Annotated in this window: 6 protein-coding genes; 5 read left to right on the top strand and 1 reads right to left on the bottom strand. The window is 72.8% G+C overall.

All coding sequences use genetic code 11. The annotated features are described in order from the left end of the window. The coding region (locus ACIQAK_RS32400; protein ID WP_366390745.1) for an amino acid adenylation domain-containing protein at positions 1-2,826 on the top strand (2,826 nt) is incomplete at its 5' end. Between the two features lie 281 nt (positions 2,827-3,107). Here ACIQAK_RS32400 and ACIQAK_RS32395 read toward each other — a convergent pair. Beyond that, a complete protein-coding gene (locus tag ACIQAK_RS32395; protein WP_366390744.1) occupies positions 3,108-4,313 on the bottom strand; it encodes a cytochrome P450 in 1,206 nt (401 codons plus the stop codon). Positions 4,314-4,807: 494 nt separating this feature from the next. Here ACIQAK_RS32395 and ddaH point away from each other — a divergent pair, with 494 nt between their 5' ends. The 4 genes from ddaH to ACIQAK_RS32375 all read left to right on the top strand — a co-directional run bounded on the left by ddaH (position 4,808) and on the right by ACIQAK_RS32375 (position 21,009). Next, a complete protein-coding gene (gene ddaH, locus ACIQAK_RS32390; RefSeq protein WP_366390743.1) occupies positions 4,808-5,650 on the top strand; it encodes a dimethylargininase in 843 nt (280 codons plus the stop codon). 393 nt (positions 5,651-6,043) lie between these two features. Then, a complete protein-coding gene (locus ACIQAK_RS32385; RefSeq protein WP_366390742.1) occupies positions 6,044-7,207 on the top strand; it encodes a pyridoxal phosphate-dependent aminotransferase in 1,164 nt (387 codons plus the stop codon). Positions 7,208-7,232: 25 nt separating this feature from the next. Beyond that, positions 7,233-8,396: a cytochrome P450 gene (locus tag ACIQAK_RS32380; protein ID WP_366390741.1), complete on the top strand. Its 1,164-nt coding sequence runs from the start codon at positions 7,233-7,235 to the stop codon at positions 8,394-8,396. A gap of 100 nt (positions 8,397-8,496) precedes the next feature. Continuing rightward, positions 8,497-21,009: an SDR family NAD(P)-dependent oxidoreductase gene (locus ACIQAK_RS32375; RefSeq protein ID WP_366390740.1), complete on the top strand. Its 12,513-nt coding sequence runs from the start codon at positions 8,497-8,499 to the stop codon at positions 21,007-21,009. Positions 21,010-21,024 lie beyond the last annotated feature (15 nt).

Genomic DNA, 21,024 nt, shown 5'->3' with positions numbered 1-21,024 from the left:
GACACCCTGGTCGTCTTCGAGTCCTACCCCGTCGACAGCGTGGCACTGGCCGAGGCCAACGAAGCGGCCGGCATCACCTGCACCGGCATCCGCCCCTTCTCCACCACCCACTACCCGCTCACCGTGATGGCGGTGGCCACCCCGAACCTGCAACTGGGCCTGGACTACCGCAAGGACACCTTCCGGAGCGAGGTGGTCGAGGACATCGGCCGGCGGCTGCTGCGCATCCTGCGCACGCTGATCGCGGAGCCGGAGCGGGCGCTGGGCACCGTCGACACCCTCGGGCCGAACGAGCGGATGTGGTTGCTGGAGGAGCTGACGGACACCGCGACCTCCGAGCCGGAGGCGACCGTGCCGGAGCTGTTCGCCCGACAGGTGACGAGCACTCCGGATGCAGTGGCCATCGAGTGCGGCGGTGTCGTCTGGACCTACCGTGAGCTCGACGACCGGTCCGACCGGGTGGCCCGTGAGCTGGTTCGCCGCGGTGCCCGGCCGGAGACGGTGGTGGGTCTCGCCCTGCCGAGGACCCAGGACCTCGTGGCGGGCATGCTCGGCATCCTCAAGTCCGGGGCCGCCTATCTGCCGATGGACCCGGCCTATCCGAGTCAGCGCCTGACCCATGTGCTCTCCCAGGCGCGACCGCTGCTGGTACTGACCGACACCGCGACCGCCGGGTCCCTGCCGCTGGGAGACCGGGCGACGCTCCTCCTGGACGAGATGGACGAGATGGAGGAGAGGGACGGCACCGACGAGCCGGCCGGCTCCGGCGCCGACGGGGCCGTGACCGGCAAAGGGCTTGCCCCCCGGCCGCAGAACCTCGCGTACGTGATGTACACCTCGGGCTCATCGGGGACGCCGAAGGGCGTGGCCATCACCCACCGCGGCATCACCAACGGTCTCGCCGAGCTGATGCGGGTGACCCACGCGGCGCCCGGTTCCCGGATGCTGGCGGGTACATCGGTCAACTTCGACGTGTCGGTGTTCGAGATATTCACGGCGCTCTGCTCCGGAGGGATCGTCGAGATCGTGCGCGACGTCCTTGAGCTGGCCGAGCGCGGTGGCTGGACCGGAGGGGTGATCAGCTCCGTGCCGTCGGCCTTCGCAGAGCTGGTCGGCCGTATCGAGGGGAAGGTCCAGGCGGACACCGTCGTCTTCGCGGGGGAGGCTCTTCCGGCCTCCTTGGTGCGTCAGGTACGCGAGGTCATGCCGGGGGCGCGGATCGTCAACGGGTACGGCCAGAGCGAGAGTTTCTACGCCAGTGCGTTCGCTCTCGCCGCTGACGAGGCCTGGGAGCGGACCGGCGGTGCGCCCGTCGGGGAGCCGCTCGGCAACATGCGGGCCTATGTCCTCGGCCCCGGGCTCGCCCCGGTGCCGCCAGGGGTCGTCGGCGAGCTGTATGTCGCCGGTGCCATCGGGCGTGGCTACCACGATCGGCCGGGGCTGACGGCCGAGCGGTTCGTCGCCGACCCCTTCGGGCCGGCGGGCGAGCGGATGTACCGTACCGGCGACCTGGCCCGGTGGAACGTCGACGGTGTGCTGGAGTACGCGGGGCGCGACGACGCACAGGTGAAGATCCGCGGCTTCCGCATCGAACCGGGCGAGGTCGAGGCGGTGCTCGCGGCGCATCCGGACGTGGGCCGGGCCGTGGCGCTCGCGGACGGCGGACGGCTCCTCGCCTATGCCGTCCCCGGTCACGAGGGGGCCGACCTGGACGTGGCGGCACTGCGCCGGTTCCTGGCCGACCGGCTGCCCGCGTATCTGGTGCCCGCCGCGGTCGTCCCGCTGCGTACGCTGCCGCTGATGCCCAACGGGAAGCTGGACCGTTCGGCGCTCCCGAGGCCCGACTTCACCACGGATACCTACCGGGCACCGACCACCGCCGAGGAGCAGCGGCTCGCCACGATGGTCGCCGAGGTGCTGGGTCTGGACCGGGTCGGCGTGGACGAGAGCTTCTTCGACCTGGGAGGCCACTCGTTGACGGCCGCCCAGCTGGCCGGACGGATCGGGGAGGAGTTCGGGAAGGAGATGCCGATCCGCCTGGTCTTCCAGCACCCGACCGTGACGGAGCTGGCGGAGCGGCTCCGCGACGGAGCGGCGCCGCAGTTCGAGGACCCGTACGCGCGGGTGCTGACGATCCGGGCCGAGGGGGACGGGGAGCCTCTGTGGTTCATCCAGCCCGGCTTCGGGCTGAGCTGGTCGTACCTCAACTTCGCCGCCCACATCAGGGACCGGCCCGTGTACGCGTTCCAGGCGCGGGCCTTCAGCGGGGACGACGGCCCGGAATCGGTCGAGGAACTGGTCGGCGACTGCGTTCGGCACATGCTGGAGGTCCAGCCCGAGGGCCCCTACCACATCCTCGGCTGGTCGTTCGGCGGGACGGCCGCGCACGCGGTGGCCGCCGAGCTGGCCGCGCGGGGGCACGAGGTCGGTCTGCTGGGCCTGCTCGACTGCGCGCCGGCGGACTATTTCGACGACGCGGAGATGCTGCCGCAGCAGGATGTGGAGCACATCCTGGAGGACTACATCGGGCACATGGTGGGCGCCGACGAGTACCGGCGTGTGCTGGAGACGTCGGCCAGGGCGCTGATGACGCACGTGGCGATCCTGCGGAAGTACACCTCGCCGGTGTACGCGGGCGATGCGGTCTTCTTCCGGGCCTCGCTGAACCCCGACGATCTGTACGCGGGAGACGCGAGCCACTGGCTGCCGTACATCAGCGGCTCCGTGGAGGAGGTCGACATCGAGACCGGCCACCCGCAGATGTGCGACGCGGGCCCGGCGGCCGAGATCAGCAGGATCATCAACCGGAAGCTCGGCGAGCGCTAGAGGTGTTGGTCACGAGCGTCGTCGACACCGGCCGGGCCTGACCATGGCGAAGACCTCCGATGTGGTGGAGCTGTCCAGGACTGCACCGCACGGAGGTCTTCGTGTCGCACCTGAGCGCCCGGCCGATCCCTCCCGGGAGGCGCCTGATGGTCACGCGCGACTGTTCGGGTCGTCCGGTCGCCCCATGACGTCCCGAGTGCCCGCCGCATCCCATGCGACAGGGGCGCGGCTCCCGCCGCGCCCCTGTCCCGGCGAAGGCCGGTAACCGCCTTTCCCTGGGGCTACCAGCTCACCGGAAGCTCATGGAGGCCGTAGACTCCCTCCTCGCCCTTGAACCTCAACTCGTCGAACGGTACCGCCAGCTTCAGGCCGGGAAGCCGCGCGAGCAGGGAGTCGAAGACGATCTGGAACTCCAGCCGAGCCAGGCTCTGGCCGAGGCACTGGTGCGGGCCGTGGCCGAACGCGAGGTGGTTGCGGGCCGGGCGGTCGATGTCGAAGGCGTCGGGGTCCGGGAAGACGGCGGGGTCGTGGTTGGCCGCGTTGGCGAGGCCCAGCACACCCTCCCCGGCGCGAATCCGGCGCCCGCCCATCTCGATGTCCTCGGTGGCGACCCGGACCATCGCCAGCTCGGACACGGTGAAGTAGCGGAGGACCTCCTCCACCATGGCGGGTGTCAGGGACGGGTCGGTCCTGACCCGGTGCAGCTGCTCGGGGTGCTGGAGAAGCAGCGCGGTACCGAGCGCGATCGTGTTGGCCGACGTCTCGTGCCCCGCGATGAGCAACAGGAAGGCCAGGCCCATCAGCGACATCCGGTCGTAGTCGCCGCTCTCCCGGTTCTTGGCGATCTGACGGCTCAGCAGGTCGTCCCCCGGTTCCTCCTCCTTCGTGGCGATGAGATTCATCAGGTACCCGGCCAGCGAGCCGAAGGCCTCGTCCCGCTCGGTCTCGGACGCCGTGATGCTGACCAGCTTGACGCTGTTGGAGAGGAAGAACTGGTGATCCGCGAGCGGCACTCCGAGCTGCTCGCACATCACCAGTGCCGGTACCGGCACGGCGAGTTCGGCGACCAGGTCGGCCGGCTGGGGGCCGGCCAGGATGCTGTCGAGGCGCGCGTCGACGATGCGTTGCACCTGCGGACGCAGCTCCTTGATGCGCTTCGCGGTGTACTCGGTGATGACCTTGCGCCGCGCCTCGTTGTGGGCCGGGGCGTCCAGATTGATCATGGTCTGGATCGGCTGCTCGGTGGGCTTCTCAAGGCTGAACACGGGGTAGTCGGGGTGCCGGTTGTCGGAGCTGAAGCGGGGGTCACTGAGCATGGCGCGCACGTCGGCGTAGCTGGTCAGCGCCCAGACCGTGTCCTTGTTGGGCAGTTCGACCCGGCAGACCGGCTCCTCCTCGCGGATCCGTGCATACGCCGGCGGAGGGGAAAAGGGGCATTCGCGTGCGAAGGGGACCGCCCCCTGGGCAGGGATGGTGTTCTCGGTCATCTCGTACTCCGTTCCTGATGGCAGTGGCCGGTCAGACCGCGGACCGTTGTGGATGCCGGCCCTGCGAAAGGCCGACGATTCGCCCCGGGCTTTTCCTTTCCGGTGGCGAAAATGTGCTTCAAGCGCCTGGTCCTGTCCTTGAGGGGAGCCGGATCCGGGTATGGGGGCACGCGGGGAATCGGGGGTGCCCGACCATTTCCGCGGAATGTTGCTCTGAAAACACTACGATGCGGCGTGCCGTTCCAGCTATCGTCTTACCGGTGCCGTCGGGAGAGAGTGATCAGGGCCGGAACTCTTCGGCTCCGGCCGATCGCATTTCCGGTGGCCGGTGTCCTGCCAACGGGACACGAGGCCGGGGCGAGCCCGCGGGCGATATCCGCCCGCAGCCGCTGAGTACCGCCCGTCGACGGCGAAACCCGCGCCGTGACCCAGGCTTCACGCGAACGGCCGCGCACCTTCATTCCAGACAAAATCTGGCGATCAAAGGGGTAAACGTGTCAGACGGATCCAAGGGAGCCGGCCACGCCGGTGACCGGCAGACGATACCGAGGCGCTACCTGATGTGCCGCCCGAGCTACTTCGGTGTCACCTACTCCATCAACCCGTGGATGGACCCCGACAAGCCCAGCTCGGCCGATGTGGCGCTCGGTCAGTGGAAGGACCTGCACGATACGTTCGCGAGCCTCGGTCACGACGTGCAGTTGATCGAGCCGGTCGCCGGTCTGCCCGACATGGTCTTCTCCGCGAACGGCGCCACCGTCGTGGACGGCAAGGTCCTGGTGGCGCGCTTCAAGCACCGGCAGCGGGCCGACGAATCCGCGGCGTACCTGGACTGGTTCGGCGAACGTGGCTGGTCCGAGGTGAAGATGGCGCAGTACACGAACGAGGGCGAGGGCGACTTCCTCTTCGTCGGCGATGAGATCCTGGCAGGCGCCGGCTTCCGCAGCGACGTCCGGTCGCACGACGAGGTCCGCGAGTTCTTCGGCCGGCCCGTGGTGTCCCTGATGCTGGTGGACCCGCGCTTCTACCATCTCGACACGGCGCTGTCCGTCCTCGGTGACGGGCAGGTCATGTACTACCCCGAGGCGTTCTCGAGGGGCAGCCGGGACCTGCTTGCCGAGCGCTTCCCCGACGCTCTGCTCGCGGAGGCGGCGGACGCCGAGGTCTTCGGCCTCAACGCTCTCTCGGACGGCCGGAACGTCCTGCTCCCACGCCGGGCCACGCGGCTCGCCGCACGCCTGCGGGAGCGCGGTTACGAGCCGGTCGGGATCGAGCTCGGCGAACTGCTGAAGGCGGGCGGCAGCGTGAAGTGCTGCACGCTCGAACTGCGCGGCTGACCCCCGTACGGCTGTCCCCGTCCTGTTGCCGGGACGGGGCAGGCCGCCCTCGCCGACATCGACGCGGGCGGGCTGTGACCCGGCTCCGGGCGCGGAACGCTTTTCGGTTCACCATTTACGCGTAGGGAGGTATGTTCGAGTCCGGCCGGGGGTGGCCTGGAATTCGGCCCGGTCAGAATTCTCCCGCCGACGGAAATTTCTTCCCGGCTGGTCGACCGAACTCGATCCCTGCAATCGTCGATTCGGTGAGTTTGCTGAATGCTGGAAGTTTCTTCGGTCGGCAGATGAACAGCACCGGACGATGGAAAATCATCAGCGACTTACCGGGAGCAGTCGGAAGGCATGGTTCCGGGTGTTCGTACCAAGAAGGCGCGAAATCCAGGAGGAGGGGACATGACGCATTCCACGACCCGCCGGGCCCACGTCTCGTCGAGGGCCGCCGGCCTGCGGGGCAACAGCCTGGGCGAGCTCTTCCTGCTGGCGCGAGCCCGGGGCGCCATCGACCTGGCGGTCGGCACCCCGGGTTATCCGGAGCCGTCCCACGAGATCGTCGAAGCGGCCGCCGATGCGATGCGGGGCGGGCGGAACCAGTACGACCACCCGTCCGGGGACCTGCTGCTGCGTGAGCGGATCGCCGCGACGCTGGACACCCCCACCGAGCCGGCCACGGAACTGACCGTCACGGTGGGTGCCACCGAGGCCCTGTGCGTGGCGCTGCTCGCCACCCTCGACCCCGGTGACGAGGTGGTACTGCTGGAACCGGGCTACGAGCAGTTCAAGGCGGCGGTCGCGCTCGCCGGAGGTGTGCCCCGCTTCGTCCCTCTCCAGCCGCCGTCCTGGCGCTACGACCCCGCGGACCTCGCGGCGGCGTTCACACCGCGTACCCGGGCCGTGCTGCTCAACAGCCCCAGCAACCCCACCGGCAGGGTTCTCGGCCGGCGTGAGCTGGAGGAGATCGCCGAACTCTGCGAGCGCTACGACGTCACCGTCATCTGCGACGAGGTCTACAGCACCTTCGTCTTCGACGACCGCCCCCGGATCTCGGTCACGCAGGTGCCGGGACTCGCCGAGCGCAGCATCGTCGTCGGCTCCCTCTCCAAGAGCCACGCGATCAGCGGCTGGCGCCTCGGATTCCTGCGGGCCGACGCGGCTCGTACCGAGGTGCTCCGCCGCGTGCACGAAGTGACCACCAACGGAGCGGCCACCCCGCTCCAGGTCGCGGTCGGCATGGCCGCCCTCTCCGTCGACCTGCCGACGGCCACCGCCCAGATGGAGCGCCGCCGTGACCTGGCCCAGGAGATCTTTTCCCGCATGGGCATGAAGTTCGCCCCGGTGGAGGGCGGCTGCTTTCTCTTCGCGGACGTCGAGCCGCTCACCGGCGGACGGCGGAGCGGCACAGCGTTCGTCCACGAACTCCTGGAGAGAGCGGGGGTGCTGCTCGTCCCGGGCGGACCCTTCTTCGCGGACCCCGCGCGCGGCGAGCAGTACGTGCGCATCGCGTTCAACCGCAGCACCGAGGTGCTGCGCGAGGTCGAGCACCGGCTCCAGGCCGGCTGAGAAACCACGGACGGGGAGTACCGCAATGAAGGAGTGCACGTACGGCCGGCTCGGCCCGCTTCCGGAGTTCTTCCGGAACGGGAGCGGCGATGTCGTACCCATCCGCACACCGGCCGGCGACACCATGTGGCTGGTGCGCGACTACGCGCTCGGCCGCCGGGTGCTGACCGACAAGCGGTTCAGCAGGGCCGAGGCGGCGACGCCGCACGCTCCCAGGTTCAACGACGCCCAGCCCGTCCCGGACTCGATGATGAGCATGGACGGCGACCGGCACACCCGGTTGCGGCGGATCGTCAGCGGGGCGTTCTCCACGGGACGCATAGCCGCCATGGGTACGTTCGTGGAGGACCTCGCCGACCGGCACATCGCCGCCATCGCCCGGCAGGGACCGGGAGCCGACCTGATCGAGGGGCTGGCCACCCCGCTGCCCCTCGCCGTGCTCTGCTCGGTTCTCGGTGTACCCGAGGAGGACGGCAACCGGTTCCGTGACTGGGTCGAGGTGCTCTTCGACATCTCCGCCAGCACCCCCGCGGAGAAGGGCCGCCGCCGCCTCGAACTCGCCGAGTACATCTACGACCTGGTCGGCCGCAAACGTCATCGGCCCGAGGACGATCTGCTCACGGAGCTGATCGGCGTCCACGACCGCGGCGATCTCACCATGAACGAGCTCCTCACCCTCGGGCTCACCCTGCTGATGGCCGGCTATGAGACCACCGTCGGGCAGATCGGCCTGTCGGTGCTCTCCCTGTTGTCCGATCCGGCGGCCCACGAGGAGCTGACGAAGGAGCCGGACCGGATTCCCCGCGCCGTCGAGGAGCTGCTGCGGCTGAACCCCGCCACTCCGCTCAGCTTTCCGCGCGTCGCCGTCGAACCGGTCGAGCTCGGCAGCGTCACCGTCCGGGCGGGCGAGGCCGTCATGGTCGCCCTGCTGGACGGCAACCGCGACGCCGCCGTGTTCGCCGAGCCGGAGTCGCTCGACCTCGCCGGGCGGGACGAGGTCCACCTGACCTTCGGCCACGGAGTGCACCGATGCCTGGGCGCGCCGCTGGCACGGCTCCAGGTTCGCGTCGTCCTCGAACGGCTGCTGCGCCGGTTCCCGACGCTGCGGCTGGCCGCCGTCGCCGAGCCGGTGGTCTGGAAGGGCGGCCTGGCGACCCGGGGGCTGTCCCGCCTCCTCGTCGACTGGTAGCCGATCCCGTCCCCATGGCGGGCGCGAGGCCCCGCCGACCGCCCTCCGCACGCCGGAAGTGCCGCCCTCGGCACGCCCACGACCTGGAGCGAGTACTGACGTGTCTGCCGACGACCACAAGCGCACCGAGGCCGGGTCCACCGGGATGGCCCCCACCACCACCGCGTCGCCCGGGCCCGAGGGCCCCCCGCCCCCGTCCACCGGACAGCCCTTCGAAGCATGCGCCGTGCCGCTGGTCCTGTCCGGGGCGACACCGGCCGCGGTACGGTCCCGGGCCGCCCTGCTCCTGCGGCACCTGGAGGGCGGCGGCCCTTCGGCCGCCGACCTCGGGCTCACCCTGACGCGGCAGCCCGTCCTCGACCACCGGGTGGTCGTCCTCGCCGAGGACGAGGACGAACTCGCGGGAGAGCTGGCGGCACTTGCCGAGGGCCGCGGCTCCGCCGGGCGGGTGTCGGCGAACGCCGGCCCGAGCGGGCGCACCGTGTTCGTCTTCCCCGGCCAGGGGTCCCAGTGGGTCGGCATGGCGGCGGGGCTCCTCGACAGCTCGGCGGTGTTCCGCCGGTCCGTCGACGCCTCGGCCCGTGCCCTCGCCCCGTACATCGACTGGTCGCTGGAGGACGTGCTGCGCGGGGCGCCCGGCGCCGCGTCCCTCGACCGCGACGACGTCGTGCAGCCCGCCCTGTTCGCGGCGAGCCTGGCCCTCGCTGACCTGTGGGCCTCCTTCGGGGTGCGCCCGTCGGCGGTCGTCGGGCACAGCAACGGCGAGATCGCCGCGGCCGTCGTCGCCGGGGCCCTGTCCCTGGACGACGGGGCACGTGTGGTCGCCCGGTGGAGCCGGGCACAGGCGCGTATAGCCGGCCACGGCGCGATGGTCTCGGTGACCGCGTCCGTGGCACAGCTGGAGTCCGCCCTCACCGCCTGGGGCGACCGGGTGGGCGTGGCGGCGGTCAACGGGCCCCGGTCCGTCGTCCTGTCCGGCGACCGCGAGGCCGTCGACCGGCTGCTGGACACGTTCGCGGACGAGGGCGTCCAGGCCAGACGCATCCCCGTCGACGTCGCGGCCCACTCCCCTCACATGGAGGCGCTGCGTGAGGAGATCCTCGACGCCCTGGCCCCCGTACGGCCGCGCGCCGCCGAGGTGCCCTTCCACTCGACCGTGACCGGCGAGCGGATCGACACCCCCTCCCTGGACGCCGACTACTGGTACGGCAACCTCCGCAGTACCGTCCGCCTCGACGCGACGGTCCGCACGCTCGCGGACCACGACGCGTTCGTCGAGATCAGCCCCCACCCCGTCCTCACCATGGCGCTCCAGCAGACGCTGGACGACCTGGAGTCCCCCGCGGTCGTGGTGGAGACGCTTCGCTGGGGGCAGGAGGGCACCCGGCGCTTCCTGACCTCACTGGCGCGGCTGCACGTCCACGGCACCCCGGTCGACTGGCGGCCCGCCTTCCTGCCCGGCGCCCGCACCGTCGACCTCCCCGCCGCCACGGGACCGGCCGCGGGTGAGGGGGCGGGGGCGCCCGTCGACGAGGGGACACCGCGAGCGGGCGCGGAGGAGACCACGAGCCGGCTTCTCGGCCTGCTGCGGACCGAAACCGCGCTGGTCATGGGGGTCGAGCCGGACGAACTTCCCGACGACGACGCCGCGTTCCAGGACATCGGGCTCGACTCCGTGACGGCGGTGGAACTCCGCAACCGACTGGTCGACGCCACCGGCCTGCGTCTACCGGTCACTCTGCTCTTCGACCATCCCACGCCGGAACGCCTCGCCGCGCACCTTGCCGCCGTGACCAACGGCACCCGGCCCGGCACCGACACGGACACCGTGCGGCAGGACGCCGACGCCGAGGACCCGGTGGTCATCGTCTCCATGGCGTGCCGCTTCCCTGGCGGGGTCACCACGCCGGAGGACCTCTGGGACCTCGTTCTCGGCGAGCGGGACGCGATCTCCGGATTCCCGGTCAACCGCGGCTGGGCACTGGACGCCCTGTTCGACCGGGATCCCGGCCGCGCGGGCCGCTCGTACACCCGGGAGGGCGGCTTCCTGCACGACGCGGACCTCTTCGACGCGGAGTTCTTCGGGATCAGCCCGCGCGAGGCCATCGGTATGGACCCGCAACAACGCCTGGTCCTCGAAACCGTGTGGGAAGCCCTCGAACGCGCGGGGATCGACCCCGCGGCGCTCCGCGGCAGCGGGACCGGGGTCTACCTCGGGGCGCTCGCCCAGGACTACGGGCCGCGCCTGCACGAGGCGGACGACAGGTCCGGTGGATACCTGCTCACGGGCAACTTCACCAGCGTGCTCTCCGGCCGTGTCGCCTACACCTTCGGGCTGGAAGGCCCCGCCGTCACGGTGGACACCGCGTGCTCCTCGTCGCTGGTCGCCCTGCACCTCGCTGCCCAGGCCGTGCGCAGCGGTGAGTGCCGCCTCGCGGTCGCGGGGGGAGTGACGGTGATGTCCAGCCCCGGCATGTTCGTGGAGTTCAGCCGTCAGCGGGGCCTCGCGCCGGACGGCCGCTGCAAGGCGTTCGCGGACAGTGCGGACGGCACCGCGTGGAGCGAGGGCGCGGGTGTGCTGCTGCTGGAGCGGCTCTCCGACGCCCGCCGCAACGGCCACGAGGTGCTGGCCGTCGTCCGCGGCTCCGCGATCAACCAGGACGGCGCGAGCAACGGACTGGCCGCCCCCAGCGGACCCGCGCAGGAACGGGTCCTGCGCGCCGCCCTGGCCGCGGCCGGCCTGACCGCGGGCGACGTCGACGCGGTCGAGGCGCACGGCACGGGCACCCGCCTCGGAGACCCCATCGAGGCCCAGGCGATCCTCGCCGCCTACGGGCAAGGCCGCGGCGGGTCGGGACCCCTCCATCTGGGATCGCTGAAGTCCAACGTGGGCCATGCGCAGGCCGCGGCCGGGGTCGGTGGCGTGATCAAGATGGTCCTGGCGATGCGGCACGGTGTCCTGCCCCGCAGCCTGCACATCGACCACCCGACCGAGCACGTCGACTGGACGGCCGCCGACGTCCGGCTGCTGACCGAGGCGGTGCCGTGGCCCGACGCGGGCCGTCCGCGCCGCGCCGGAGTGTCGTCCTTCGGTATCAGCGGCACCAACGCTCACGTCGTCCTGGAGCAGGCCCCCGGCCGGGTCCCGGCGCCGCCGCGGGCGGCGGCGGTCCCGGTGCTGCCGGGGCATGGGCTGCTCTCCGGCCGCACCGAGGACGCGCTGAGGGCCCAGGCCGCGCGGCTCGGCGCGTTCCTGGACGAACATCCGGACACCGAATGGCCCGACACCGGCCTGACGCTGGCCGAAGCCCCGGCCCGGTTCGCCCACGCGGCCGCCGTCGTCGCCGAGGACCGCGAGAGCTTCCGGCGCGGCCTGGCGCTGCTGGCCGCCGGTGAGCCGTCGGCCGATGTGGTCGGCGGCCCCGAGCCGTCCGCCGCACCGGCCCGCCGGGGGAAGGCCCTCACCGCCTTCCTGTTCACCGGCCAGGGCAGTCAGCGGGCCGGCATGGGCCGCGAACTCTACGACGCGCACCCCGTGTTCGCCTCGGCGTTCGACGACGTGTGCGCCCAGCTCGACCGGCACCTGCCCACCCCCCTCAAGGACGTGGTGTTCGTGACCGGCGCGGCCGACGCCGACGCCGCGAGCCGGCGACTGGACCGGACCGAGTACACCCAACCTGCTCTGTTCGCCCTGGAAGTGGCCCTGTTCCGGCTGCTGGAGCACTACGGGATCGTTCCCGACCGCCTTCTCGGCCACTCCGTCGGGGAGATCGCGGCCGCCCACGCCGCCGGCGTCCTGGACCTCGCGGACGCCTGCACTCTGGTGGCGAACCGGGCGCGGCTGATGCAGTCCGCACCCGGCGGTGGCGCCATGACGGCCATCGAGGCGACGGAGGAGGAGATCCGCGCATCGCTCGCGGGGTACGAGGGCCGCCTCGACATCGCCGCCGTCAACGGGCCTGCCTCCGTCGTCGTCACCGGTGACGCGGACGCCGCCGCCGAACTGGGCGGCAGCTGGCGCGCCAAGGGCCGACGCGCCACCCCGCTCAAGGTGAGCCATGCCTTCCACTCCCCGCACATGGAGCCGGTCCTCGACGAGTTCCGAGAGGTGGCCGCGGGGCTCACCTACCACCCCCCGCGCATTCCCGTGGTCTCCAACGTCACCGGCGCCTTCGCCACCGCCGAGGAGCTGGCGGACCCCGCCTACTGGGTCCGCCACCTGCGCCGGACCGTCCGGTTCGCCGACGGCGTGCGCACCCTCCAGGCGGACGGCGTCCAGGCATGGGTCGAGCTGGGTCCTGCCCCCGTGCTCGCCGCCATGGTCGGCGCCTGCGCGGGCGAGGAGGCCGTACGTCCGGTGTCGCTGCTGCGCCCCGGCCGGTCCGAGCGCCACTCCGTCGCCGCCGTCCTGGCCCAGCTCGACCTGTACGGGATCCGGCCGGACGCCGGACGGATGTTCCCCGGCGCCCGGCGCGTCACGCTGCCCACCTACGCCTTCCAGCGCCGCCGCTTCTGGCTCGACGGCGGTGCCGCGGCCGGCGATGCCACCACGCTCGGTGTCATCGCCGCGGACCACCCGCTGCTCGGGGGCATGACCCGTCTGGCCGACGGGGACGGGCTGCTGCTGACCGGTCGCCTCTCCCCGCGCACCCACCCGTGGCTGGCCCAGCACGTCATCGGCGGAACGGTGCTGCTGCCCGGCGCGGCGATCGTCGAACTGGCGGTGGCCGCCGGCGACCGGGCCGGCTGCCACGGGCTGCGTGAACTGGTCCTGGAGGAACCGCTGATCATGCCCGAGGAGGGCATCCGGCTGCAGATCGGCCTCGGAGGCGCCGACAGCGCGGGCGAGCGGCGGGTCACGGTGCACTCCTGCCTCGGCACCGGCACCGGCACCGGCCCCTGGGACGAGGGGGAGTGGACACGCCATGCCACCGGAACGCTGACCGCCGAGGGCGCGGCCGGCCCGGACGAAGGGAGCGGTCTGCCGCCCGAGAGCGCCACCCGGCTCTCCCACGAGGGCCTCTACGAACGCCTGGCCGATGACGGTTACGCCTACGGGCCCGCCTTCCAGGGGATCGAGGCGGTCTGGGAGTCCGGGGGAGACCTCTACGCGGAGGTGGCACTGCCCGAGGAGCTGCACGCCGATGCCTCCGACTACGGCATCCACCCCGTCCTGCTCGACGCCGCGCTGCACCCCTTGCTGCTCGCCGGGCACGCCGAGGCGGGCGTCGTGCGGGTCCCGTTCTCGTACGACGGTGTCACGCTCCACTCCACCGGTGCCACCCGGCTGCGGGCACGGCTGGCCAAGGCCTCGGGCGACACCTGGCGCCTGACGGCCGACGACCCGGCGGGGGGGCGGGTGCTGAGTATCGACTCCGTGACCCTGCGACCCGTCGCGGCCGACCGGATCTCCGGACAGGGCGCCACCGGGCCGGCCACTCCGCACCACATCGTCTGGCAGCCCGTACCGGAGGCCGAGTTCGCGCCCGGCCTCCGGTGGGCCGTCCTCGGCACCGCCGCCCCGGACACGGAGGCCCTCACCGCCACCACCTTCACCACCTTCGCCGCGCTGGACGCCGCCCTCGGCTCCGGCACCGCCGCCCCCGACGTCCTGGTCCTCGCGCCCACTTCTCCCAGCGGCGCGGGCGACGAACCGGAACGCGTGCGCACCGCCGTCCGCTCGACGCTCGACGCCGTCCGCCGCCTTCTGGCCGATCCCCGTCTGGAGTCCACGAAACTGCTGCTCCTGACCCGGGGAGCCGTGGCCGTGCGGCCCGGGGAGGACGTTCACGACCTGCCGGCCGCCGCGGCACGCGGCCTGATACGTACCGCCGCGAGTGAACACCCCGGCCGGTTCGCCCTCCTCGACATCGACGACAACGACAGGGCCGGGCTGCGGTCCGCCGCTGCCGCTGCCTTCGGAGCCGGACCCGAATGCGCTCTGCGTGAGGGAAAGCCGTACGTGCCGAGGCTGCGCCGCGAGGCCGCACCGGCCGACAGAGGCCTGTCTGCCGCAGGCCCGGCCGCCCTCGATACCGGGGGCACCGTCCTGATCACCGGCGGGACCGGTGGCCTCGGCCGCCTGATCGCCCGTCACCTGGTGGTCCAGCACGGCATCCGCCACCTGGTGCTGATCAGCCGCCGGGGGGACGCCGCGCCCGCCGCGAAGGCACTCACCACCGAACTGGAGGACCTGGGCGCGAGTGTCACCGTCGTGGCCTGCGACGTCGCCGACCGCGAACGCCTTGCCGCGGTCGTCGCCGATGTCCCGCACGCCCACCCGCTCACCGCCGTCGTCCACACCGCTGGAGTGCTGGCCGACGCCACGCTGGAGAATCTCTCGTCCGAGGATGCCGACCGAGCGCTCGGCGCCAAGGCGGAAGGCGCCTGGCACCTCCACGAGCTGACCCGGCACCTGGACCTGGACGCCTTCGTGCTCTTCTCCTCGGTCGCCGGGCTGCTCGGGAGCGCCGGGCAGGGCGCCTATGCGGCCGCCAACGCCTTCCTCGATGCCCTGGCGCAGCACCGCCGGTCGCAGGGGCTGGTGGCGACCTCGCTGGCATGGGGGATGTGGGAGCCCACCGCGGGCAGCATGGCCGGGGAGCTGGCCGACGCCGACCTGGCGCGTTGGGCCCGGTCCGGCGTGCGCCCCCTGACCGCCGAACGCGGCACCCTGCTGTTCGACGCGGCACTCGGCCGGGACGAGCCCCTGCTCGTTCCGGCCGAGCTCGACCTCGCCGCGCTCCGCGGCTCAGGTGCGGCGATTCCCCCGCTGTTGCGGACCCTCGTCCCCGCTCGACGACCTGGCCGGGGGGCCGCCGCCGGTGGCGCCGCCCAGTGGGCTGGGCGGATGGCGGAACTCGCGCCGTCCGACCGCCGAAGGGCCGTCGGCGACCTCGTGGCCGACACCGTCGCCGCCGTGCTCGGACTGGAGTCCGCCTCGGGGGTCCACCCGGCCACCGCCTTCCGCGAACTGGGCCTCGACTCCCTGTCCGGGCTGGAACTGCGGAGCCGGGTGGCGGCCGCGAGCGGTGTCGCCCTCTCGTCCACCGTCGTCTTCGACCATCCCACCCCGGCAGCCCTCACCGATCACCTTCTGGACCGCATCGGCGCGGCCCCCGCGGCCGCCGCCATCCCGGTCCGGTCCGGGGCCCGTACCCCGGCTCCCCAGAGCGACCCGGTCGTGATCGTCGGGATGGCCTGCCGTTACCCGGGCGACGTGCGCACCCCGCAGGACCTCTGGCGCCTGGTCGCGGAGGGCGCGGACGCCATCGGCCCGTTTCCCGAGAACCGCGGCTGGGACGTCGAGGACCTGTACGACCCCGACCCGGACCGCCCGGGGAAGTCGTACACCCGGCATGGCGGCTTTCTGTACGACGCGGACCTCTTCGACGCGGAGTTCTTCGGGATCAGCCCGCGCGAGGCCATCGGTATGGACCCGCAGCAGCGGCTCCTGCTGGAAACCGGCTGGGAGGCTGTGGAGAGCGCGGGCATCGCCCCCACGGCGTTGCACGGCAGCCGTACCGGTGTCTTCTGCGGCGTGATGTACAGCGACTACACGTCCCGTCTGCCCACCACACCCGAGAACGTCGAGGCGTACCGCTTCATCGGCAACTCGCCGAGTGTGGTGTCCGGGCGCCTCTCCTACACACTGGGGCTCAAGGGCCCGGCCATCACCGTGGACACGGCATGCTCCTCATCACTGGTCGCCCTGCACCTCGCCGCGCAGGCTCTGCACAACGGCGAGTGCGAGCTGGCCCTCGCCGGCGGCGTCACGGTGATGGCGGCTCCCGCGACGTTCGTGGAGTTCAGCCGTCAGCGGGGTCTCGCACCGGACGGCCGCTGCAAGGCGTTCGCGGACAGTGCGGACGGCACAGCGTGGAGCGAGGGCGCGGGTGTGCTGCTGCTGGAGCGGCTCTCCGACGCCCGCCGCAACGGCCACCAGGTGCTGGCCGTCGTCCGCGGCTCCGCGATCAACCAGGACGGCGCGAGCAACGGGCTCACCGCCCCCAACGGTCCTTCGCAGGAACGGGTCATCCGCGACGCGCTCGACAGCGCGGGGCTGACCACCGACGGCGTCGACGCGGTCGAGGCGCACGGCACGGGCACCCGGCTCGGAGACCCCATCGAGGCCCAGGCCCTCCTTGCGACGTACGGACAGGACCGCGCGCCGGACTCTCCGCTCCACCTGGGCTCGCTGAAGTCCAACATCGGCCACTCCCAGGCCGCGGCCGGCGTGGGCGGGATCATCAAGATGGTCATGGCCATGCGGCACGGCGTCCTGCCCCGCACCCTGCACCTCGGCGAGCCGACCTCCCACGTGGACTGGGACGCGGGCGCGGTCTCCCTGCTCACAGAGGCCCGCCCCTGGCCCGAGCACGCCCGCCCCCGCCGGGCCGGTGTGTCGTCGTTCGGAGTCAGTGGCACCAACGCCCATGTGATCGTCGAGCAGGCCCCCGTCGAGGCCGAACCGGAGCAGCCCGCCGAGGCGCCCGCCGGGCTGCTGCCATGGGTGATCTCGGCCCGGGGCACGGACGCTCTGCGCGCTCAGGCCGAGCAGCTGAGGCCGCTGGCGGCCCGGGGCCCGGACGGCACCGCACTCACCACCGCCCACTGGAACGCGGCCCGCTCCCTGGCCGTGTCGCGGTCGGCGCTCGCCGACCGGGCCGTCGTACTCGCCACCGACCGGGACCAACTCCTCGCCGGGCTGGACGGTCTGCGGACCGGCCGTACGGTCGGCAACGTCGTGGCGGGCACGGCTGACCGGCGGGCCCCGACCGCCTTCCTCTTCACCGGCCAGGGCAGTCAGCACCCCGGCATGGGGCGGGAACTCTACACCCGCTTCCCGGTGTTCGCCGAAGCCTTGGACACGGTCTGCGACCGTATGCGGGCCGTCTCCGGAATCCACCTCAAGGAGCTGATGTTCGCGGAGGAGGGCACGGAGGAGGCACGGCAGCTGGACGAGACGCGCTGCACCCAGCCGGCGATCTTCGCCCTGCAGGTCGCGTTGTTCCGGCTGCTGGAGCACGCCGGGGTGACACCCGACCAGCTCTTGGGGCACTCGGTCGGCGAACTGGCCGCCGCGCACGTCGCCGGCGTTCTGGACCTGCCGGACGCCTGCACCCTCGTAGCCGCCCGGGGACGGCTCATGCAGAGCGCTCCGCGGGGTGGCGCCATGGCTGCTGTCGAGGCCACCGAGGCCGAAATGACCCAGGCACTGGCCCCTTACACCGGCCGCGTGGACCTGGCCGCCGTGAACGGGCCCTCGTCGGTCGTCGTCACCGGCGACGAGGAAGCGGTGACCGAGCTGGCCGACGCCTGGCGGGCCAAGGGCCGCAGGACATCCCGTCTGCGGGTCTCCCATGCCTTCCACTCGCCGCACATGGACGGCATACTCGCCGAGTTCCGCGAGGTCGCGGCGGGGGTCACCGTCAAGCCGCCGCGGATTCCCGTGGTCTCCGACGTCACCGGGCGCCCCGCCACCTTCGAGGAACTGTCCGACCCCGACCACTGGGTGCGCCAGTTGCGGGGCACCGTCCGCTTCCACGACGGACTGCGCCACCTCGCCGACGACGGGGTCGCGCTCTGCCTCGAACTCGGCCCGGACGCCGTGCTCACCGCCCTGGTCAGGGCCGCCGCGGCCGACGACGGGGAATTCGGTATCACCGTGGCCGCCCCGCTGCTGCGACGCGGCCACGGCGAGGTCCGCACCGTCGCCGCGGCCCTCTCCGAGGCCTACACGGCGGGTACCGACGTCGACTGGAGTGAATTCTTCCCCGGCGGGCGGACCGTCGCCCTGCCGACCTACCCCTACCAGCGCAAGCGCTACTGGCTGAGCGCCCCGGCCCCCGCCGTCGGGCCTGTCGCCGCGAAGGGTGCCCATCCCTTCCTCGATACCTCGGTGGACCTCGCAGGAGGCCAGGGGCTGCTCCTCAGCGGCCGGCTGGACCCCGGGACCAGGCCCTGGCTCGCCGAACACGTGGTGGCCGGCTCGGCGCGGCTGCCGGGCACGGCACTCGCCGAACTCGCCCTGTACGCGGGCAGCAGGTCCGGCGCGCCACACGTCGGCGAACTCGTCCTGGAACAGCCCTTCTCGCTCGCCGGCCCCACCGCTGTGCAGCTGATGGTCTCCGGCCCCGGACCGGATGGCAGCCGCACCCTGACCATCCACTCCCGTCCGGACCCGGCCGACGACGGCGAGTGGACCCGGCACGCCACCGGCGTACTACTACCCGAGGGAACCGCCGCGGACGACCCGGCCGGTTTCCGGCCGCCCCCGGACGCCACCCCCCTCCCGCTGGAGGGCCTCTACCCCCGCCTGGCGGAACGCGGCTACGTCTACGGTCCCGCCTTCCGCGGGTTGCGCGCCCTGTGGCGCCGCGACGACGAGCTGTACGGCGAGGTGGAACTGCCCGCGGACGTGGCCGACGACGGCCACCTGCTGCACCCGGCCGCGCTCGACGCCGCCCTGCACAGCCTGCTCGGTGCCACCGGTGACGACGACCGTCCGCTCGTTCCGTTCGCCTGGACCGGTCTGACGCTGCACCCGGCCCGCGGCCGCGCCCTCAGGGTGCGTCTGCGCCGGGCGGACGGCGATACATGGTCCCTGCTCGTCACGGACACCAAGGGCTCCCCCGTGCTCACCGCCGCGGGCCTCGCCCTGCGTGAAGCGGCGGAGGAGGCCGCCGTGCCGTCCGGCGCGGCCGCCCTGTTCCAGCTCGACTGGACGGAGCGCGACGGCGAGGGCACCGTACCGTCGGGCACCTGGGCCGTCGTCGGTCCCAGCGCCGACGCCGTACGGGACGCGGTGCGTGCCACCGGCGTGCCGGTGCGCACGGCCGGTCACTTCGACGACCTCGTCCGCGCGGTCGGTGAGGGCGCTCAGGTCCCCGCCGTCGTCGTCGCTCTCGAACCCGGCGGTGCCGTATCCGGCAGACCCGCCGCACCCGGCGCAGCCGGGAACGACCGGTCCACTCCACCCGAGGGACCTTCCGCGCTCGGCGGACCCGCCCAACCCGGCGGGTCCGCCGAGGCGGACACCCAAGACCTCCACGCCGTCCTGGACGTGGCCCGGCGCTGGCTCTCGGACAGCAGGTTCGCGGCCTCCCGGCTCGTCCTCGTCACCCGCGCCGCCGTCGCCGCCGACGCCACCGGAGCGCCGGAGCCCGCACGTGCCGCCGTCTGGGGCCTGATCCGGTCGGCACAGTCCGAACACCCCGGCCGCTTCGCCCTGGTGGACACCGACGGCAGGCCCGAGTCGGTGCGCGGCATCGTCCGGGCGGCCGCCTCCGGCGAGCCCCAGACGGCCGTCCGGGCCGGACACACTCTTGCCCCGGTCCTGCGTCCCCACCGGCACCGTCCCGGCTCCGAGGTGCCGTTCGACGAGAACAGCCACGTCCTGATCACCGGTGGCCTCGGCACGCTGGGCCGCCTGGTGGCGCGGCACTTGGCGGACCGGTACGGCGTGAGACGGCTGCTGCTGACCGGCCGGCGCGGCATCGGAACACCGGGCGCCGAGGAGACGGTGGCCGAACTGGAGCGCCTCGGTGTCCAGGTGACGGTCGCGGCCTGCGACACCGCCGACCGCTCGGCCCTGGCCGCCGTGCTGGACGCCCTGCCCGGCACCCACCCTCCGACCGCCGTGGTGCACGCGGCCGGGGTGCTCGACGACACCGTCGTCGAGAGCCTCACTCCCGAGCGCCTGGACGCCGTCCTGCGGCCGAAGGCCGACGGCGCTCGCCACCTCGATGAACTGACCCGCCACCTGGACCTCAGCGCATTCGTTCTCTTCTCCTCGCTCGCCGGCCTGCTCGGCACGGCGGGCCAGGGCAACTACGCGGCGGCCAACACCTACCTCGACGCGCTCGCGGTGCGACGCCGTGCCGAAGGACTGCCCGCACTGTCCCTGGCCTGGGGCCTGTGGGCGGGCGAGGGCCGGATGACGGACGGCCTGGGCGAGGCGGACCTGCTGCGCCTGTCCCGCACGGGTGTGGGCGCGCTGACAGCCGAGGAGGGCCTCGCCCTGTTCGACGCCGCCGTGACCCGCGACGCTCCCGTCCTGGTCGCCGCGCGGCTCGCACCGGGCGCCGTGGACAGGCACACGGCACCGCTGATCCTGCGGGAACTCGCCGGACCGCCGCGTCCGGGCGACGCACCGGGGCCCGGCGCGGACCCGGCGGTCACCCTCCGTGAGCGGCTGGCCCGCGCCCCGCGCAAGGAACGTCACCACATCGTGCTGGAGGCCGTGCGCGGGGAGGTCCACGCGGTCCTCGGCCTCGGCGCGGACGACCGGATACCGGCCGGCCGGCGCTTCCAGGACATGGGGTTCGACTCCCTCACCTCCCTCGAACTGCGGAACCGGCTGAGCGCCGTCACCGGGACCCGACTGCCCCCGACCCTGGTCTTCGACCACCCCAGTCCCGGCGCGCTCGCCGACCGGCTGGCGGCTGAACTCACCGGCCCGTCCACGCCGGAGGAGGACACCCGAGCCGCACCGGGACCGGGCGGCACTCCGCCGGACGGGTCCGGTCACGACGACGCGGCTCTGGACTCCATGACCCCCGCCGAACTGGTCCGCCTGGCACTGGGCGGCGCCCTTCCGGACACCCCCTAGCAGCGACCTACGGAG

The organism is Streptomyces sp. NPDC088706 (genome assembly GCF_044752765.1).
Taxonomy (GTDB): domain Bacteria; phylum Actinomycetota; class Actinomycetes; order Streptomycetales; family Streptomycetaceae; genus Streptomyces.
Note: the sequence above shows the minus strand (reverse complement) of the source record. Positions and strands in the feature narration are given on the sequence as shown.

Bases quoted from the DNA above. Each gene is read 5' to 3' on its own strand.
- ACIQAK_RS32380 (WP_366390741.1), top strand. From the start codon at position 7,233: ATGAAGGAGTGCACGTACGGCCGGCTCGGCCCGCTTCCGGAGTTCTTC.
- ACIQAK_RS32385 (WP_366390742.1), top strand. From the start codon at position 6,044: ATGACGCATTCCACGACCCGCCGGGCCCACGTCTCGTCGAGGGCCGCC.
- ACIQAK_RS32395 (WP_366390744.1), bottom strand. From the start codon at position 4,313: ATGACCGAGAACACCATCCCTGCCCAGGGGGCGGTCCCCTTCGCACGC.